16 protein-coding genes and 1 pseudogene are annotated in these 18,483 nt (G+C 62.7%); 8 read left to right on the top strand and 9 right to left on the bottom strand.

Annotated features, from left to right (window positions below; translation table 11 throughout):
* The first annotated feature begins 12 nt into the window (after nt 1-12).
* On the top strand, nt 13-1,140 hold the full coding sequence (locus RUMESO_RS03480) for a cysteine desulfurase family protein (protein ID WP_051520980.1): 1,128 nt from the start codon (nt 13-15) through the stop codon (nt 1,138-1,140).
* Here the strand turns inward: RUMESO_RS03480 and RUMESO_RS03475 are convergent.
* From RUMESO_RS03475 to RUMESO_RS26770, 8 genes and pseudogenes are all read right to left on the bottom strand, one after another.
* Complete coding sequence (locus RUMESO_RS03475) at nt 1,137-1,592, bottom strand: hypothetical protein (RefSeq protein WP_037278120.1); 456 nt, start codon at nt 1,590-1,592, stop codon at nt 1,137-1,139. The two genes, RUMESO_RS03480 and RUMESO_RS03475, sit on opposite strands and share 4 nt — an antisense overlap.
* A 10-nt stretch (nt 1,593-1,602) precedes the next feature.
* Complete coding sequence (locus RUMESO_RS03470; RefSeq protein ID WP_037278119.1) at nt 1,603-3,744, bottom strand: AAA family ATPase; 2,142 nt, start codon at nt 3,742-3,744, stop codon at nt 1,603-1,605.
* Nucleotides 3,741-3,977, bottom strand: a complete 237-nt coding sequence (locus tag RUMESO_RS03465; protein WP_037278118.1) for a hypothetical protein — start codon at nt 3,975-3,977, stop codon at nt 3,741-3,743. Before RUMESO_RS03465 ends, RUMESO_RS03470 begins: the two co-directional genes overlap by 4 nt.
* A gap of 13 nt (nt 3,978-3,990) precedes the next feature.
* On the bottom strand, nt 3,991-4,632 hold the full coding sequence (locus tag RUMESO_RS03460) for a DEAD/DEAH box helicase (RefSeq protein ID WP_156362655.1): 642 nt from the start codon (nt 4,630-4,632) through the stop codon (nt 3,991-3,993).
* Nucleotides 4,596-6,137, bottom strand: coding sequence for a DEAD/DEAH box helicase (locus RUMESO_RS03455; RefSeq protein ID WP_082483328.1), 1,542 nt, complete (start codon nt 6,135-6,137; stop codon nt 4,596-4,598). Before RUMESO_RS03455 ends, RUMESO_RS03460 begins: the two co-directional genes overlap by 37 nt.
* Nucleotides 6,134-7,879 carry an ATP-binding protein gene (locus RUMESO_RS03450; protein ID WP_051520979.1) on the bottom strand — a complete coding sequence of 582 codons (1,746 nt, stop codon included), beginning with the start codon at nt 7,877-7,879 and terminating at the stop codon, nt 6,134-6,136. Before RUMESO_RS03450 ends, RUMESO_RS03455 begins: the two co-directional genes overlap by 4 nt.
* 76 nt (nt 7,880-7,955) lie before the next feature.
* The gene (locus tag RUMESO_RS03445) at nt 7,956-8,477 is read right to left on the bottom strand and encodes a hypothetical protein (protein WP_156362653.1); all 522 of its coding nucleotides are present in this window, start codon (nt 8,475-8,477) and stop codon (nt 7,956-7,958) included.
* Nucleotides 8,478-8,779: 302 nt separating this feature from the next.
* Nucleotides 8,780-9,320 (bottom strand): annotated as a pseudogene (locus RUMESO_RS26770) (transposase); the annotation flags it as partial.
* 643 nt (nt 9,321-9,963) lie between these two features.
* Between RUMESO_RS26770 and RUMESO_RS03440 the strand changes: the two are divergent.
* Together RUMESO_RS03440 and RUMESO_RS03435 are read left to right on the top strand one after the other, a co-directional pair.
* Entirely contained in the window at nt 9,964-10,356 is a 393-nt protein-coding gene (locus tag RUMESO_RS03440; protein WP_037278113.1) for a hypothetical protein, read from the top strand.
* Nucleotides 10,357-10,361: 5 nt separating this feature from the next.
* Nucleotides 10,362-10,565 (top strand): hypothetical protein, encoded by a 204-nt coding sequence (locus RUMESO_RS03435; RefSeq protein WP_037278112.1) that lies wholly within the window; start codon nt 10,362-10,364, stop codon nt 10,563-10,565.
* A 582-nt stretch (nt 10,566-11,147) separates the two neighbouring features.
* Here the strand turns inward: RUMESO_RS03435 and RUMESO_RS03430 are convergent.
* A complete protein-coding gene (locus tag RUMESO_RS03430; RefSeq protein ID WP_051520978.1) occupies nt 11,148-11,573 on the bottom strand; it encodes an Arc family DNA-binding protein in 426 nt (141 codons plus the stop codon).
* Between the two features lie 527 nt (nt 11,574-12,100).
* Here RUMESO_RS03430 and RUMESO_RS03425 point away from each other — a divergent pair.
* The 5 genes from RUMESO_RS03425 to RUMESO_RS03410 all read left to right on the top strand — a co-directional run bounded on the left by RUMESO_RS03425 (nt 12,101) and on the right by RUMESO_RS03410 (nt 17,953).
* A complete protein-coding gene (locus tag RUMESO_RS03425) occupies nt 12,101-13,210 on the top strand; it encodes a tyrosine-type recombinase/integrase (protein WP_051520977.1) in 1,110 nt (369 codons plus the stop codon).
* Between the two features lie 124 nt (nt 13,211-13,334).
* A complete protein-coding gene (locus RUMESO_RS03420; RefSeq protein ID WP_037278111.1) occupies nt 13,335-14,960 on the top strand; it encodes a recombinase family protein in 1,626 nt (541 codons plus the stop codon).
* Between the two features lie 139 nt (nt 14,961-15,099).
* Nucleotides 15,100-16,272: a tyrosine-type recombinase/integrase gene (locus RUMESO_RS03415; RefSeq protein ID WP_169791124.1), complete on the top strand. Its 1,173-nt coding sequence runs from the start codon at nt 15,100-15,102 to the stop codon at nt 16,270-16,272.
* Nucleotides 16,273-16,442: 170 nt separating this feature from the next.
* Entirely contained in the window at nt 16,443-16,766 is a 324-nt protein-coding gene (locus RUMESO_RS28290; protein WP_211262765.1) for a helix-turn-helix domain-containing protein, read from the top strand.
* A gap of 23 nt (nt 16,767-16,789) precedes the next feature.
* Nucleotides 16,790-17,953 carry an AAA family ATPase gene (locus RUMESO_RS03410; RefSeq protein ID WP_169791123.1) on the top strand — a complete coding sequence of 388 codons (1,164 nt, stop codon included), beginning with the start codon at nt 16,790-16,792 and terminating at the stop codon, nt 17,951-17,953.
* The last annotated feature ends 530 nt before the right edge of the window (nt 17,954-18,483 follow it).

Here is an 18,483-nt window from a genome sequence, read left to right as displayed (position 1 = left end):
TCCGGAGTCAACGTGAGCGACAGCCCCATCTACCTTGACCATCAGGCTACCTCAGAGCTCGCGCCGGGTGTTCTTGATGCAATGATACCTTTCTTTTCCGATGTTTACGCAAATCCGCACTCAAGCGAGCATGCGCAGGGATGGCGCGTGTCGGATGCCGTCGAGAGATCGCGCACCCAAATCGCGGCGGCGGTCGGTGCCGACTCTGACGAGGTCATCTTCACATCCGGTGCAACGGAAGCCAACAATATGGTCATCCTGGGGTACGAACGGGATGAAGCCCCAACCCTGATTACCACCGCCATCGAACATAAGAGTGTAATCGCGCCGATCCGGGAGCGTGCGCGGCGGGGCTCGCGCACCACGGTGCTCAGTGTCGATGGTCGAGGGTACATCGATCTCTCCGCTCTCGAGCTTGCGCTCTCATCTGGTGCCGCTCTCGTGTCCGTGATGGCGGTCAACAATGAAATTGGGTCAGCGCAGCAAATTGCCGTCATCGCCGAACTCTGCCATGGAGCCGGCGCGCTGCTGCATGTCGATGCAGCGCAGGCGCTGCCGTTCGCCGCAATCGACGCCTCCTTCGCCGATTTCATCAGCCTCTCTGCTCACAAGGCCGGTGGTCCCAAGGGCGTAGGCGCACTGATCGTCGCGCGGCATGCGAGAGGGAAGCTCTCCCCTATTATCTTTGGCGGGGGTCAGGAAGATGGGCTGCGCCCCGGCACTCTGCCCGCGCCGCTGTGCGTCGGTTTTGGTGCGGCCTGTGCGACGCTTCCCGATCGGGACGAGGTCGCCGACTGGAGGAACCGAGCTGATCGCTTGGCGGATCTCCTTCGGGCGGAAGTCACCGGGCTAATTCGCAACGGCGGGGGGGAGGGCGCCCACCCCGGAAACGTCAGCGTGACCCTTCCGGCGGGAGACGCGGACGTCGTGATCGCGCGTCTTCAGCCGGTGCTCGCCGTCTCCACGGGTTCGGCCTGCACGACCGGGATCCCCGAAGCGAGCCATGTCCTTCGTGCAATCGGGCTAGACGTCGCGGCTGCGGATCGGACTATCCGATTCTCAGTCGGCCGATTTACCACCCTTGCGGACATCGAGCGGGCGGCCCGCCTGTTCGGCGCGGCCGCCCGGCGCAACACCTAGGCGGCCTCGCGCTCGAGCAACTCTATGGCCTCCGAGAGATTCCAGATCGGCTCAGCCGAACCGTCCTTTAGCATGTCTATCACATGAGGAAAGCCGGCCGTGGCTAGCCCGTTGGCGAGGTTCATCATGCGCCGCGGTTCGATCACGATGCCGATCTCGTCCGATCTCGCGATCGCTATGAGCATGAGGGTGTGCACACGCCAGGGATCGCTTGAAAAGATGCTACCGTCGATGATCTTGTAGGTATCGCGGCGATCCATTTCCGCCGGCTCGAGGCCCTTCCGCGCCGCGACGCAAACGGCCAAGAACCAGAGGTCGACCATGCGCGGGAACGGACTGTAGTCGATCACTGCTCGACCGCCAGTCTGACAATATCGTGCGAAGTCATCCTTGAACTCAGCCGGGACAAGGATGTCGACGCTGGCGAAGGGGTTGAAGTATTTATCCGACAAGGCTTACTCCTCAGGCCACCGAAGCCACAGTTTCGTCGTCGATCCGCTCGCATAAGGAGCAGTGCGAGCGATGATTGCATCCGCACGCCAACACTTGCCGGACAGGAGTCCCTGGATCGTTTACCAGCATCCGCGGGAAGTGGGCAGGGTTGGTAAGGGTCACTACCTTGCCTGCCATCTCATCCAAGATCGTCTCGCAGCCCTCGATTTCGGAGTGGGTCAGAAACAGGATCAACTGCGAGCTGAGGCCCGCCGCCTTGCGGAGCGCCGACCTCTTCACGAAGCCACTCATCATCCCGAGCGGCGTATCGATCACGTTTGGTGCCTCGACCTCGCTCACCTTGGTTAGCGCAAGGATGAAGGCCAGCGTCAGGGCCCTGCGCGATGCGCCGTTGAGGTCGCGATCCGGGTCGAGCTTCCTGTTGCTCGGCCCGAACACGAGGATGTCAAACTCCTTGCTGACCTCGGCTCGGCGAATGAGCGCGCCTTGGTCAGGATCGGCACCGATCATGTCTAGGAAGATCTCGTTGGTCAAATTGCTGACTTTGGCTAGTTCCTCGCTTGTGATGCGGTCGTAGGAGCGGCGGAGCACGCCAGAGATGTCGGTCGCCACCTCGAGTTCTGCGAGGATCCGCGCGCCCTTCGACTGCTCCCGAAGGAGCGAGTCACGTCGTTCGACTAGGCCGGCGCGCTCACTGCCGAGACCTGACAGCTGGGTGTCGATCTGCCCTTCGCGGTACTTCACACGTTCCTTCTGGTTCTCGAATTCCCTACGCGCCTTACGAAGGTTGGCCACGTCGGTGTCGGGCATTTCGTCGAGCTGCAGCTCGAGCGCCCGCAGCTTGCGGCCGTTCTCGTCGCGCAGGTCTTGGAGTCCATCGCGCTTCTCCACGACCGCTCCGAAGGCTTCGCGGAAGGCGCGGCTTTCACTATCAGTAGACGGCCCAAGTGCCTTTGCACCGAAATAGAGCGCCGTGACCATCTTCTGGATGTCGTCGGCTTGTCGGCTCTTCTCAATCAACTCGCACACGTGGCGGCGGCGGCTGGCTCCTGCCTCGTTGTCATCAGAAAGGCTCTCGCCGCAGATGCACGATCCAAGGCCCAGGCGGTCCTCCAAGACTGGGATTGTCGCACTAGGGATCTCCTTGCGATCATAGAGCGCGTCCAGCTTTGCGTAGGCGGGCGCCAGAGCCGTGCCGAGCACGCCGCGAGCCAGATCAATACCGCGGAAAAGAGCAGCATGCTCCTTGACCGCCGCCTCGAGCTGAACGTCGATCTTGTCAATCTCCTTGCGGGTCGACGCGATATCGCTCGCCAGCTTTTCGCGATCGCCCTTCTCTAGCGCCGCCGTGACGCGGCGGTCGATGTCCACGATCTGCCCGTCGAGGTTCGCATGCGAGCTACGCACGTCAGTCAGCTCGGCGATCAGCCGCTCCCTGTCGGTCTCGATTTGGTCAAGCCGGTTAGCAATGGTGCCCAGCTCCTCGCTGCCTCCGAGCTTCCGCGCTGCCTTGTTAATCTCGACCGCCGTCTTCTCAATGTGTCGCATGGCGTCCTTAATGACGCCCAATCCTAGCAAGGACCGGATCGCCCTCTGCACCCGATCACGCTTCGTAGAAACCGCGACATCCGCCTCGATGAAGCTCAGCGCGCGGTCGCCGTCGGTGAAGAACACATCGCGCAGCTCGAAGGGCAGCTCATCTGCGATAACAGCCTCAGGCTGGGGAAGCGGAGTGTCACCAGCGTCAGTCAGTGCGAACAACCGCACCGATGACTGCGTCCTGTTGAACCTGTGCCCATCGACATCCTCGTTGGCCGATCGGATGAGCCGATACCGCTTCCGGGTCTCCTTGAAGCCCGTCGGCGATCGCCGGATCGAGGTAACCTCGAATTCGATGGTCACCATAATAGGAACGCGCCCGCCATCAGCTTCTGCGTCCCAATCGATCGGGTGCAACCGCATGCCCTCGCCGCCGTTCGGCAGCGCTGTGTCGCCGTATAGGCCCCACTGGAGGGCGTTCAACATCGTCGTCTTGCCGCTCTCGTTGGCCGCCCGCACTACGGTGAGCGGTCGCTTCGGATCGGTGGCGAAGTCGATCGTCAAATCCCGCAGCAGGCGGAAATTCGAGAACTGCGCGCGGATGAGCTTCAATCTACGTCTCCCCCAGCCGCGCCGCGGCGGTCCGCGAGGAACCTACCGGCGGCGTTGCACTTGTCGGTAATCTTTTGCTGAATGTTTGTGCCGGCGACACGGTGCTGCCGTTCATACTCGAGAATGTCTCCGACGGCGGCCACGACCTCGTCGCGGTAACCCTCACACCTCTCGGGCAGCGACTTAGCCTCCTCAAGGATGATGGAGATGATTTTTCGATCGTTCATTGGCATTTGGCCTACCCCTTCACCCGAAAGCAGCCGCGACAAGCTTCGCGGTCAGCACCAACGGCCCCTCCGTCGAGCCGGCGTTCCGCGCGAGGGCACCGAACTCCTGAACCCGCTTCAACTCTGACCTTACGAGGGCCTTTGCATCGTCGTCCAGATTGGCTGAATCTAGCCCCGGTGGGAGCGCCAAGAAGTCTGTAATATCCGCAGAAGTTTTGCCAATCGCAGAGCAGGTACGAAGCAGTCGTCCACGCCGCTGAACCCACTGACGCTCGACTGTGGTTGATGCGAGGACGTAAGCACGCCGGATCTGCGGAATGTTCACCCCCTCGTCCAAGACGCGCTTGGCGGTCAGGACCTGGATGTCCCCCGCTTGGAATGCTGCTATTACTGCGCGCGTCTTGGTGCGGTCGCCCGTCTCCGCCGCGGTCAGTTGATGGAAGGCGACCCCACGCCGGCGAAGCAGGGCGTTCACCTCGTCGAGCTGCGAAGGACTCTTGTCCGTCGCGTAGATCAGCATGTGACGAAGGTTTTTGAGATCGACACCATCCAGCGCCCGGTCAAGCGAGACGATCTTGCCCGCACTCGTCTCGAGCAGCTCGCGCCGGTCGCGGAAGAGCTTGGCTAGGTAATCGTCAGGCTTGCCCCCTCTGTCCGCCACGCGTTCTGCCGAATTCTCGCGGTTAGATCGTACCAGCGGTCCATCTCATCATCGTCGAGATAGGTGGGCCTGAGATGGTAATCGTATTCGACCAGGCACTTCCCAATCGCCTCCTCTAGCGTGAAACGGAAGACCACCTCACCGAAGAACCGGGTCAGTCCCGCCGTCCCGACGTCGTCATACTGCCGTATCGGCGTCGCGGAGAGAGCAAGTCGGTAGGTGAACTGCTCCGGTGGTTCGGAGATGAAGCCGACGCGGCCGAGATTATGCGCCTCGTCAGCGATAAGTAGAAGATTGACGCCGAGCCGCCGGGTTGCGTCCGAGAATTCTGGCGTGCAGAGCGTGTCGTGGCTGACCACGACCGCTTCGGCACGCGAGAGGCCGTGCTTCAAGCGACGTGCGGTCTTTGCCAACGCGCTCGCGCGGGCGGCGGCTCCGGAGAGTAGCGTCAGGTTGTTCGGACTGATGCCGAAGGGGGCGATTTCCTCGCACCACTGGTCGATCAAAGGCCGGTAAGGTGCCGCGACCACGATAAGTGTCGGCCCCACCGCTTCGACCAAACGGTGCGCAGCGATCATGGCGGTGATCGTCTTACCCGACCCCGTCGCCATCTCGAGGATGCCTCGATGGCCGGCTTTGACCCATGCGACTACTGCGGCGCCCTGATGTGCGAATGGGCCGTCCTCGTAGCGCAGACCAGCCGGGATCGTGAAGCCCGTAGGCTGCGGCCCGGCAATGGCGGCGGGAGCCACCTTCGCCGCACGTTGGAAAAGATCACCAAAGTCCGGCTCGGTCGGCCTTTCGGACCCTATGGCCGACATAATGCCCGCTCGAAGCGCGTCCGAGGCGCCGAGAACCACGCAGTGATCGTCCCCGTTTCCCCACAGCCGCTCGAAGCGATGGTCAAGCTTCGCAACAACGAAGTTCTGCGTCGCGTCAGCCCAACCTTTTGAGATGGATACCTGCTCGTAGTTCGACGTCATTCCCGCCGAGGTCATATTGCTTGAGCCGTGGACCGCCAGCCGGTCGTCGCCGTCCGAGAAGAGCCACACCTTAGGGTGGAAAAGGCCGTTGCGCATGACGGCGATACGGATCTCCAGCCGCCCCATCCTCAGCAGATGCGCAAGGCAGTCGAGCGTGTGCCGTGCAAGTGCGTCCTCGGTGACGACGAGGTTGGCGAGCGCAGCGTCGGCGACGCCGGCCGGATCAGCGGTCCCGGCTTCGATGGCGGCCTGGTCTTCCGGCGCAATGAAGGGACTCGCGATCAGCCGAAGGGCGCCGCCGGTCTCGTTCAGGAACGTCGCGAGGCCGGGCGCCAGCGCTGCGAGCGAAGCGGAGGAGAAGAACCCCATCATGCACGCGGCTGAAGTGCTCGCCCGGAACGCGGGAATCAGTACCTCGCCGGGCAAGTCGTCGTCAGGTAGAATCAGCAGCGGCCGAAGATCGTTAAGGCGTGAGAGACCGCGCCCCACGTGAGGAGAGGAAAGCTTTGCTGGGCCGGTCATTCGCTCATCACCTTCGACATAAGTGTGTCGAGGAAGATGCCCCAGTAGCTGCTCAACTCCTCATACTCTGAGGGATCATCGTTCATGGCCGTCGCCCGCGCATAAGCGATCACCATAAGCGTGAACGCGTCGGTGGCACGACGCGCGAGCGTTTTCATGTCATCAGATGCCTCGACCTCACCATTGTTCACGGCAAGGAGCGGGGCCCAGATCTCGCGGTAGAACTTATGCCGCTTGTTCACGCGCACGACGACTTTGCTTCCGCCGAGATAATGGATGTCGAGAAACTGCTTCCCTGCCACATCCACGGTCTCGACCGTGAACGGACGCGCGCTCACCCTATCGACATAGTCCTTAACAGCTGCGGGGTCCTCGTGACCGACATCCTTTGCAAGATCCCGGTAGATCTGCAGCGCCGCGGCTTCAGATAAAGCAACTGCCCTCGCCTTGGGCAAACCCTTGTCCACCTCAGCCGCAGCCACGACGACGGACTCGTGTTCGCCGCCATTAACCTTGTTCTTCCGATCTTGCTCGCGCCACTGCTCCTGGATCACCTTTCGCGCCGTGTTGATGTAAGGCTTCAGCATGGTCCGGATGCGATTGCGCAGTTCGAACTGGGGGACGACTCCATGCTTGACGTTTCGTACGCCAAAATATTCATCGAGGTCAGGATCGAACGAGACCTCGATGCCGATAAAGCGGTCCGACTCGCGAATGCCGCTCGGGAACATGCGTGGCACAATCGTGTAGGAGATCTCTCGCTTGAACCGCACAAAGCTTATCAGACCCTGCGCCTCGTTGATGTGCAGACTTCGGGCGAGATCGTCGCCGCCTTTGCCGCGCTCGCGTAGAACCGCTGCTGGCGCCACAGTGACTGTCAAATAGGCTGATGCGTCGGCATCTTTGATATAAATCTCCTCGCGATCTGCAATGACGAGCTTCGGAGGATAATGGTCAAGTACCGCGCGCTTATTCTTCTTAGCTTCCTCTGCAAGGATCACGTCGGCGAAGCTGCCAGACATCTGGAAAAGCGGATCGGCGGCCGCGAGGACGTAGCCGTTGACCTTCAGCTTCACGCCGCCGTTGATGAACTCGCGAAAAATGCGCGCCAGTTCGCGACGGGCCTCGCGCACGAGCCCGTCGAAATTGTCATGCGCACGGCCGGCCTCGAGCCGATCAACGTCGCTCCAGACCACAACGGTGCCCGAGCCTTTCGGCGGCTTCGGCACCCACTCCTCTAAAGGCGGCGTATCGTCGGGCGGCGCGATCGTGACCGCATCCGACTCGCCACGTTTTTCCGCCTCGTCCATGGCGGTCAGATCCATACTTACATGCAGCCAAGGGGACTTGCCGTCTTGGCGGCTCCACACGTCGATGCAACGTCCAAAGTTTAGCGCGGCGAGCTTGGCTCCGACCCCATATTTGCCAATCGTATCCTTCCGCATCCAGCGGGTGCTGAAGCCGATAACCAGATACTTTGCGAGGTCCTTACGTGGCATGCCGATGCCGTCGTCGACGATGGTGATGTAGTCGACATGACCCTTACCGCTGCGGCCGACGGCCTCGTGCAGTGTCACTTCAATGTTGCGCGCCTTAGCCTCGATCGAGTTGTCGACGACTTCGGCCAATGCGGCGGGCAGGCTGAATCCGGAGTCGCGCAGCGCGAGAAGGGCCTGCACAGTCTGGATAACCGGCTCACGCTTCTCGGCCGCAGGGTTCGGCTTCAAGATCGAGTTCGTCATTCTTTGCATCCGGTGATGTGCCGACGGCCGAGGCCGTCGGCACTGTTGATACTGCGCCCGCTGCTGCGGGCGTCGGTCAGGGGCGAACTTCGTCAGCCAACTGCTCGGCAATACTCCGCACGTCCGCACGCAGGCGCTTGATCTGCGCAGTTGAACAACCGAGATTGGTGGCAACCTCATCGATCGGATCCAGGTAGCGGCTGGCCACCTCGACGCCTTGGTCGCCCAACTGCTTCTTCACTTTATTGAGAAGCATCTTCAACGCGCCGCGCATAATCAAGGCGCGCTCAGGCGAGGGCGGCCGGGCCATGGCGCTGATGGTGTCGTTCGCCATCACCGCGTCGAAGGAACCGTCAGGCGGGCCGTCCGTCCGGGACAACTCGGCGCGGCGCGCGACGTCGCGCCGGAGGCGGCGAAGCACAGTACAGCGCGCGTTGCGGATAGCGCTGCGTGCGAGGAACGGATCGGGGCGGCGTTCGCTCAACGCCAAGCCAAGGGCGTGCTCGCCGATGTCAGCGCTCAGCTGATCGCGGCGACTCGCAGCGAACTGATACAGGTCGAGCATCGCGCGAGTGCGCGCGGTGGAGAAGTCGGTCATCATTCGCTCCCATTGGAGGCGCCAGCGGCGCCCGGAGAGTTGGACTGGTGGCCGCTCAAGGGTGGCCACGAGCGAAACGACCGGCAAGCCGATCATGTCCGCCTAAAGATCATGGCGCACGATTTCGGGAAGGAGGAGCAGAATTTCACGCCCGATCTCCGAAATTCGGAATTTGGTGGTTACTGACACGTCCGCGCGCGCCTCGCCGTTTCCCTGCCGGGGATCGACAGCCATCCCATCGCTGCAACTGACGCCTCTGGAGGGGGTTGTGACGTACTCGGGCTGAGGGTGGAGTTACCCCCTTACTCTTGAGTTGAGGCGATGCACCCGGACTCAGCCGTGCCGAGCTCTAAGGATCGGTTGATCGAGGCTATTCGGGTGTAGACCTTGGCGGTTTGATGGTCGGGGTTCTTGGCCATGACGTGGTTTCCGAAGCACTTGAGGCACAGCATCTTAGCTTCGACCCGACTCCGGGCACGGTAGCTGGTTCAACGTTTCCGACGAGGCCGTCCAAAGTGCTGGGTCGCCCGCAGGGTCTCGCTCCGCGCCCGGCTGGCGGGACAGTCTTCTTTCCGGGCACGACCGTTGTGGCGGATCGGGGGCGATCGTCGTGGCGCCTCGTTGAGGGACGGCCGAGTGGCACTTGCGGGTGTCGCAAGCGCCGCCGGCTGTGACGGTGCCAGCGGGCTGGGCGGCCGATCTGCGCGAGCAGGCCCGGCAACACCGGGCTGCAGCCCTCACCACCCTGACATCCCCAGTGGCGATGTCCACGGCCAAATGCACCTTGCACCCCTGTCGCCGGCGGCTCGCGCCGTGCTTGCGCTCTCGCCCTTCGTCGTTGCCACACATTATCGGCGCAGACGAAACCGCAGAGTATCATTATCAATTATTTGCCGCCGTAAGAAATACCTCCAACGAAACATCGCGCGAGAAAACCTAAATAACGAACACGGCATAGAAATCAAACCAGCACCCTACTGCATCAGCAGGAATCGTCTAGAAAGACTCCTGTCGAGAGACGATCTAACTTCTGACCAACCGACGTTCGTCAACCCTGAACGCTTCGCCAGGCAATCTAAGGATCTTACACGCCGGTTCGTCAAAGTAACTGGTTGATAAGATTAGGAAGTGGTCTTCCCACCAAAAGGCCCATGAACGCTGAAAGTCGTCAGAAATCAATGGATTGAAGAACAACTGTGGCGAACGCTTGCAGTGGTTCGCCAATGATCCCGCTTGAGCGTCTTATCAGCCTGACAACAGCGCACAGATAGCTCCAAAGAAATTTTCTGGCCACGCTGAAAATCTATTGCGTCAACGACAAACGTAGTTAACTTCAGATCACGATGAGAATCGGGGTGCCGGAGCGCTGCAACGCTCCAACACCCCTAACCGGAGACCGAGGTGCAAGCTCGATCGCGGCTGCGCATTACCTTATAGGTGCGCGCTCCCCACATCAAGCTGGCCCTCCTTGCTTAAGGAGGACGAAATGATTCCTGAATACATCCCGTTCATGGTGCAGACGGAGCTGACCTTTCCCCGTCGGCGGCGCACCTACATCGACGCCTCGTCCTACCGCCCGGGGCGGCTCGTCGGGTCGGAGCCGTGGACGTCCGGATCGGTCGAGGTGACCCTCGACGACGGTACCCACCGGGTGCCGGCTTACCTTCACGACGATGGCTCCATCGAGACCGAGGAGGTAATCCATGCGGAGTTCCCGTTCGCCGTCGAACAGCGGCTGGGGGCGCTGGTCCTGTCTCCGGGGCGCCGGGAAATCGCCGTGATCTGGTGGCCGTGCAACAAGGCGCCGCTGGGTCGGACCCGCACCCGCCTCACCCTCGCCCAATCTGGCCTGACCTCGCACACGGGCATGGAGGGGTAGCTCGGATGAGCGTGTTCATGGTCAACCTGCGCGGCTGCTCCGAGAGGCTCATCGTGCGGTTTGCGTCGCCCACCCTTAGCGACCTCGCACAGGAGCTCCAGTTCAGTCGGTTCGTCGTCGGCGAGCTGCTCGAAGTCGATGGTGAGGCGATCGACAAGGGGATCGTTCTCCCCTCGAATCAGATCGCGATGATCCGCGAGCCGGAGTAGCGGCACTACGATGATTTTCAACCAGATCAGCCGGTGCCTGCGCACCGGCGCCCGCCGCATGACATCCACACGGCTCCCTCGGGCACATGTTGGTGATGCGTTCGCAGCTTCGGACGGCAGCGTCACTCCGCACTGCGATCTGGGGTCCCGTGGCCTCTGCGAACTGTGCCGGCTGCGAGTCCGCTCAAGGTACTTGTCCGGACAGGAGACACCCCGTGGCCCCGGGATGAAGACTCGCCGAGGAGACCAGCCTGACTGGGTCGATCACGCACTCCCGGAGGCCCCTTCGTCACATACATCGACGGGTACCGATCCTGAACCCCTGTGAAGTCGGCCGGCTCTGTCGGCACTCCAACTTCGCTGGGTCGGAACAGACCATCGGAGGCACCTTCTCGTGTTAGTCACACCCACGCTGGACCGGCCGGGGCTTATGCGCTGGGCAACGAACTCGTTGGCATGGCTCCAGGAGCACGAGGCACGTGGCAATCTGGTTCACGTTAGATGCCGTCCGGGACGGGGCCTGGTTAGCTCCTGGTCGGGATCGAATCCTCGGCCCGCCAGGCCCCTCATCTGGTCTGCCCTTCACTTGGTCTTCGTCTTGCGCTTGAACCGGGGTTCGTTGAGTAACAGGTCAGTCCGGGAAGTGTCGTCTGGAGACCCGCTTGGCGGCACGAAAGCCACAGCCGTGTGTGTGCCCCGAGAGAACAACTGCAGGGTCCACCCAGCCAGTTCTTGGCTCGCGCTAATCCGGCGGTTGACCTCCTCGAGTCTAGCTTGGCGATCTGCCCCGTCTGCTCCCTGAAGGACGTAACTTCCGAGGTCATCCAGGTCGCTGAAGGCCATAGAGGCTGGGGCAGGCGGGTACTTCTCCTCCAACGTGGCTACGATCTCGGCGTTCATCGAACGGTTGTTGACCTCCGCCGCCCTCCTGATCCGATCCCGCATCCCGTCAGGCAGCCTCACGATGAACTGGTCCTGCCGTTCGCTGGGGTACTTCTTATCCACCATCGCCCTCTCCGCTTCCGATGATCGCGAGTTGATACAGATCAGCCCTTGACACAATCATCGCAAGTAGCGATATAATCATCGCAAGTAGAGATGCCACAAGGATGGAGAGAACTTAGAGGCCGCCTCAGCACCGCAACGCATCCCAGAGTTATTGCTGTCTCGGCGACATTACCGCCTCTCTCGGCGTCCCAACGCGGGCTCGCTCCCGCGTCAAACCGCTCGGAGAGCACCTCCCCTATGGCGGATTTAGGAACCAGAAACCGCCCTAGCCCAGAAGCGTCCACTTGACGGCTGCCCGAGCCCCGCCGGGGCTAGGGTCCAACTGTCCTTGCCTTCACACCCCAACCTCGGAGGACCGATGCCCGCCCGCCCCGCCCTCATCAAGCAAGCTGACCTGACCCGCATTGCGAAGGCGATGCGGTTGGCCGGCGTCACGGACTGGAGAGCCGACATCGGCCCCTCCGGCACCGTCTCTATCATCGCTGGGAAGAGCTCCAACAACCATCGGAAGTGTGACTGGGACTGAGATGCCGCACCGCAGGTCTTACCCCAACGTATCCTCCTACCGCGATCGTCACGGCCAACTGCGTTTCCGCTACCGCAAGAACGGCAAGTCAGTAGACCTCGGGACTGACTACGGTTCCGAGGACTTCATCCGCCGGCATCAGGAGGCGGTGAGCACCGTGAAGGTCCTCGACTGCGCTCTCGAGGACCATGATCGCACGGACACCATCCGCTCCTTGGTCAGGCGCCTGAGGCCGGTCCTCCTCGCGGGCAACAATCTCGCCGACAGGACGAAGCAGAACCTCGGCTACATCCTCACGGCCATCGAGCGTGAGTACGGCGACAGGAGCGTGAAGGGAATGACTTCCATTCACGTGCGGGAATTCATGGCAAAGAAGGCGAAGACCCCGGCCGCCGCGAACCACCGTTTGCGGGTCCTGGCTCAGGTTTTGGACTTGGGTGTCGAGTTGGCGCACTTGCAGTCGAACCCCGCTCGCGAAGTGAATCGCTTCCAGCTTGAGAGCGACGGACTTCACACCTGGACCGAACAGGAGATCAGCCAGTACTTGGCCTGGCATCCGAGCGGGACAGTCCCGCATACGGCCATGATGCTGATGCTCTGGACCGGCGCTGCGACCGTGGACGCGGTGAAGCTCGGCTGGAAGAACATTATACAGACTGACCGAGGCGAGAAGCTGGTCTACGTTCGACGGAAGACGGCGAAGGCGAAGGACCACGTCGAGGTCGTCATCCCCATCATGCCCAAGCTTCGGGAGGTGCTTGAGCTCTGCCCCCGGGATCAGGCGACGTTCCTTCAGAACAAACTTGGGCAACAGCGGTCTGCCAAGGGCTTGTCCCACTCCATGCGCACTTGGTGCAACAGGGCTGGGCTGTCACACTGTTCGGCGCACGGCCTGCGGAAGGCGATAGCCCGGCGGCTCGCAGAGGCAGGAGTGGGAGCCTGGCAGATTGCGGCGATTACCGGTCATCGGACCCTGAGTGAGGTGCAGCGCTACGTCCAGGCGGCAAACCGCACCGCCATGGCGGAACTGGGGATGTCGCAGCTGGACAGTATCGGTCCGTCGCTCGGCGACGATGATGCGACTGATGGCAGGCGGCCCAGTGAGTCCTGATGGTGCTGACAGCATTTCTCCTCTCGGACCGGCCGCCTGACCCTGAGCTCCTGCGCTTCGTTGAGGCCTTGGCACGAGCCCAGGCGCGCGCCGATACTGCCGCCGAGTCCTCGGGAGCCTTTCCATGCCAAAACCGACCGTTGGCCGTCGCGCGGCCCTGTACGCCCGCTACTCGACTGACCTCCAGTCGAACCGCTCCGTCGAGGATCAGCTTGAGCTTTGCCGGGCCTACACCGTCCGCGAAGGCCTGAGCGTCGTCGAGACCTACGCCGATCGCGCTCGGACCTCGGCCTCGCTCATCGGCCGTGAAGGTTTCTCCGACCTTATGGCAGACGCCAAGGCTGGCCGCTTCGATGTTGTGGTTGTAGAAGCGCTCGATCGCATCAGCCGCGACCAAGGGGATCTCGCGGGCGTCCACAAGCGTCTCGAGTTCCTCGGAGTGGACATTCTCATCGTCGGTATGGGGCGCGCCGACATTCTCCAAGTGGGTGTGCACGGCCTCGTCGGTCAGCTCTGGATGGAAGGTCACAAGCGCAAGGTGCATCGTGGGCTTGCCGGTGTCGTGCGGGAAGGGCGCTCGGCAGGCGGGCGTGCCTATGGATATCGCCCTGCCCCAGGTCGTCCGGGCGAGCTCGTCGTCCAAGACGAAGAAGCGGCCGTGGTCCGGCGCGTTTTCGAGGAGTACATCGACGGCCGCAGTCCACGCGAGATTGCAGGCCGGCTGAACGCCGACCGTGTTCCTCCACCGCGCGGGACGCGCTGGAACGCATCCACGATCAACGGGCAGCCGGAGCGAGGCTGCGGCCTCCTGCTGAACCCCATCTACGGTGGGATGATCGTCTGGAACCGGGTGTCGATGGTCCGCAACCCCGACACCGGCAAACGGGTGAGCCGGGTCAACCCCGAGTCTGATTGGCAGCGCGTTCCGGCGCCACACCTTGCCATCGTCCCGCCCGACCTCATCGAGGCCGCACGCCGGCGCAAGGAAGCGCGCCGTCAGAGCGGCGGCCCTGGGGCATACGGGCGAGCCCATGCCAAGCCCAAGCGGCCCTTTTCCGGGCTTCTGCGCTGCGGCTGCTGTGACGGTGGCCTGGCTATCTCGAAAAGCAACGGGAGCGCCGTCTGGGGGCGGTGCACAACCAGCAAGGAGAGCGGAACCTGCACAAACCGCCGGGAGGTCCGCATCGACCGGATCGAGGCGGCCATCTTCGCCGGCCTGCGCGAGGAACTCGCTAACCCGATCTACGTAAAGGCCTACCTCAGCGCCTATCACGAGGAGCGTCAACGTGCTCGGGCCGCGGCCAAGCGCGACCGGGTCAAGCTCGAGCGAGCGGCGGCTCAGGCGCGGTCCGCCTACGACCGTGCTCACCGTCTCTACATCCAGAGCATGACCGACGGACCCGAAGCCGAGCGCACCATCCGCGAGCTGTTGGATGCAGCGCGCAAGGCGGAAGCAGCGGCAGCGGAAGCCACGACGGACACCGAGGTCGTGGAGCTTCACCCCCGTGCCCTCGACCGGTATCTCGCTGCCATCGAGGATCTTGCGGCACACCTCGCCACCGGCGAGGCATTGGAAGCTGTCCAGGTCCTCCGCGAACTCGTGGCCCGTGTCGTAGTCACGCCGGAGGCGACGGCGACGAACGTAGTGGTGGAAGGCCACCTCGCGGCCATCCTAGGCAAAGAGGCGTCGCTTTATCGGGGAATGGTGGTAGCGGAGGAGGGATTTGAACCCCCGACACACGGATTATGATTTCGTTGGTTCTAGGTTCCTGTCGCTTCCTATGGGTTCATTCTCTAAGGTTTCTGACGTATTGTGCAACCCAGGAAACCATCAGGAACCGATGGGAACGCACAACTTTGCACAAGATCCGCACAAGATGGCAACCAGGTTGAACGAGAAGAAGGCGGCCGACCTTCGCCCCAGAGCGGAGGGCTATGAGGTCCGCGATGAGGTGGTCCCCGGTCTGGTCCTCCGGGTGGGCAAGAAGGGCACCAAGGTCTGGGACGTAGTGGTCCAGACCGGTCCCAAGTCGCGGAAGCGCGTCCGGCTAGGCACTTTCCCGAGCCTGTCGGTCAAAGATGCCCGCAAGGCCGCTGAGACAATCAAGGAGAACTCGATAGGTGCCGGCCGAGCCCGCGAGGTCCGCACGGTCGGCGAACTGTTTGAGCGCTATGCAGCGGCAAGGGCTCCTCAGATGCGATCTTGGCACGACGTGCAGTCGGTCTGGCATGTCTGGGGCGAGCCTCGCTTGGCCCGTGTCCGGCTGAGCGACCTCTCTATCCACCACGGGCTCGACCTGCGTGACCACGTCGCGCTCCACTCCTCGCCTCTCCGCGCGGCGAGCGTCATTCGCTACCTACGGCCCATGTTCGCCTGGGCGGCCGACGAACGGATCATTGACGTGAACCCCTGGGCTACCCTCAAGGCCCGCGAGAAGGCTCCCGCTAGGGAGCGGGTTCTCTCCCCCAGCGAGTGGCAGGCCCTCTGGGAGGCCGCTAGACGGGAACCCTATCCCTTCGGACCATTCCTCAAGGTCCTGATGCTCTCGGCGCAGCGCCTGAGCAACGTGGCCCAGATGCGTTGGGACGAACTCCACGGCGACCTCTGGATCATCCCGCGCGAGAAGATGAAGGCCACTCGGACCGCCAAGGCAGCGGCCCATGAGGTGCCGCTCTCAAGTGCCCTCGCTGCACTCATTGCTGAGCAACCCCGGCTGGGACCGTATGTCTTCACTACCCGCGGTGACCGGCCCATCAGTCCTGGCTCAAGACAGAAGGACCGGTTCACGGCAGCCGTGAACGCTGCAGCGGCCCAAGCCAACGGGCGACCGCTCCTGCCCCAGGAGGTTCTGGCTGACTGGCGCTTTCATGATATTCGACGCACGGCGGCAACGCTGATGACAGGCGGCGGCGTGTCACGCTTCATTGTCGAGCGGGTCCTGGGCCATGCCGACAGGGGGGTCACGGCAATCTACGACCGGAACATCTACCGCACAGAGAAGCGAGCAGCCCTGGAGGTCTTGGCTGCAACGGTCGATCCCTCTCACCCGACCAGTCGCTGACTGCCAATGGCAGTATAAGTCATTGATTTTTCTAGATAGTTCCTGACGACGCCTATTGAAGTCAGGCGATACCCTCCCTTTATCCAGTCGTGGAAACCTAGAACGCAGGTGCCTGCGCGGACACCGCTCCGTCCGCAAGGCAGCCGCAGTCGCCGAAGGGAACATGCGCGATGGCGCCTCGGACCGAAGATAGACGGCTTGAAGGACAAGGCCCCGCTACCTCCGTTGCGGCTGGCGCCAACTTGAGGCGGATGGCTCGACCTCGAACTCAACTTGGCAAGGTCGAAGTCGAAGTCCATGGGTTTGAGCCCGACTACCTCGATCCTCAACGGGCAGCGGAATACCTCGGCCTTTCGGTCTCATTCTTGGCCAAGTTGCGGATGGCCGAGAACCGCCATCGCGGCCCGGCGTTCGTGAAACTGGGCAAGGTAGTTCTCTACCGCAGGACCGACCTGGACCAGTGGCTCGCCTCCCATGTCGTAGGAGGTGTGTGATGTGTCCGGCCCGCAGGTCCTCGGTGAGCAACCGCACGTATCTGACGCCGCTCCGGCCGCTGCGACCCATGGAAGGGGGTTTGGATCAGAGGAGGACGCCCAGGTCGCTCCCCCACTTCCTCACCTACCCCGAAATGGTCGCCCTCCCCAAGCCCGATTGGCTGATCAAGGGCCTGCTGACGCGCGGGACCTCGGCTCTCCTGTTCGGCAAGTCCAACACCTTCAAGTCGTTCCTGGCCATCGACATTGCTTGCTCGGTCGCGACCGGCCACACGTGGCATGGACAGCCGATCCTGGATCTTGGACCGGTTCTCTACATCGCGACTGAAGGGGGTCGCGGCGTGGCCACGCAGCGCATCCCGGGGTGGATGGAGGCTCATGGTATCCCGCCGGAGGAGCGGAACAACATCCACCTCTACCCCCAGGAAGTCGCTCTGGACGACGATGATGCAGTGGAGGATCTGCTAGACGCCTGCGCCTCCATGCGGGTGCAGCGCGACGTGGTTCCCGGTCCGGGAAGTCCCAAGGGAGCCTTCCGCCTCATCGTCGTAGACATATTCGGCTCGTCTATGGAGGGCTCGGAGACGGACCATGAGACCGCGCGGGCGTGGGTGCGGAACCTCAACCGCATCGTGCGCGCGGTCGGATGCACGGTTCTGGTAGTCGCGCATAGCGGTTGGGGAGACGAGAAGCGTCTTCGCGGACACTCCCACTTCTGGGGGTCGTTCGACACCCGGCTCAAGGCCGAAGGAGACATGAAGGCGCTGACCACGGTTCTCACAGTCGACCGGCACAAGGACAGCGACAGCCAGGGACGCTGGGGCTTCCGCTTGCAAACGGTCCCAGTGCCTGGCCACGAGGACCAGACAACGCTCGTGCCTCTGCTGAGCAACGACGTGAAGATCGCGCAACACCAGCGGCTCGGGGGTCAGGCCGGCACGGCTCTCCAGGCTCTCTCCGAGGCGCTCGAGCATCATGGTCAGGCGATCACCAAGCCGGGTCTTCCGAGCGACCCTGTCGTCACGATCGAGCAGTGGCGGGAGCATTGCCGGCACCGCAGACTGGCCGCGAACGGCAAGCCAGAGGCGTTCAAGAAGGCGTTCGACCGGGCCAAAAAGGGCCTGATCGAGAAGGGCCTAGTGCAGCAGTTGGACGACTACGTCTGGAAGGTTGATGGCTCCACATGATCAAAGAGACAGACAGGGACAGGACAGGGACAGGCGTCGTTGTCCCTGGAGGGAGGGACAGACAGGGACACACCCCTATGGGGTGTCCTATGTCCCTACCGAGACCCGCCAGGGGGTGGTGGACCGGAACCGTATCAGCGGCACGGATACGGCTGCTCCCCTCCTCCTGGAGGCCCCTCGCAACGCCAACGGCCGGTTCGCCCTCGGCAATCCTGGTCGCCCTCGGGGCAGCCGCAACAAGACCACCCAAGCTGCCCAGGCGCTGCTGGAAGATGAGGCCGAGGCCCTGACCCGCAAGGCGGTGGACCTGGCCTTGGCCGGCGACACACGGCCCTGCGCCTCTGCCTGGAGGGCTCCTCCCGCCCCGCAGGGACACGCCGGTCACGATCGACCTCCCGCCGCTGCACTCGGCCCGGGAGGCCGCCCATCGTCCTGAACCTCCCGCCCCTGCACTCGGCCCGGGATGCCGCCCAAGACGCAGGCGCCCACCAGAGGGCTCTCCGGTGGGCGAGGAACCCCGTACAACGGCT

This window comes from Rubellimicrobium mesophilum DSM 19309, from assembly GCF_000600335.2.
In the GTDB taxonomy this organism is placed as follows: Bacteria; Pseudomonadota; Alphaproteobacteria; order Rhodobacterales; family Rhodobacteraceae; genus Rubellimicrobium; species Rubellimicrobium mesophilum.
The sequence above is the reverse complement of the archived record's forward strand: the minus strand, read 5'-3'. Positions and strand labels throughout refer to the sequence as shown.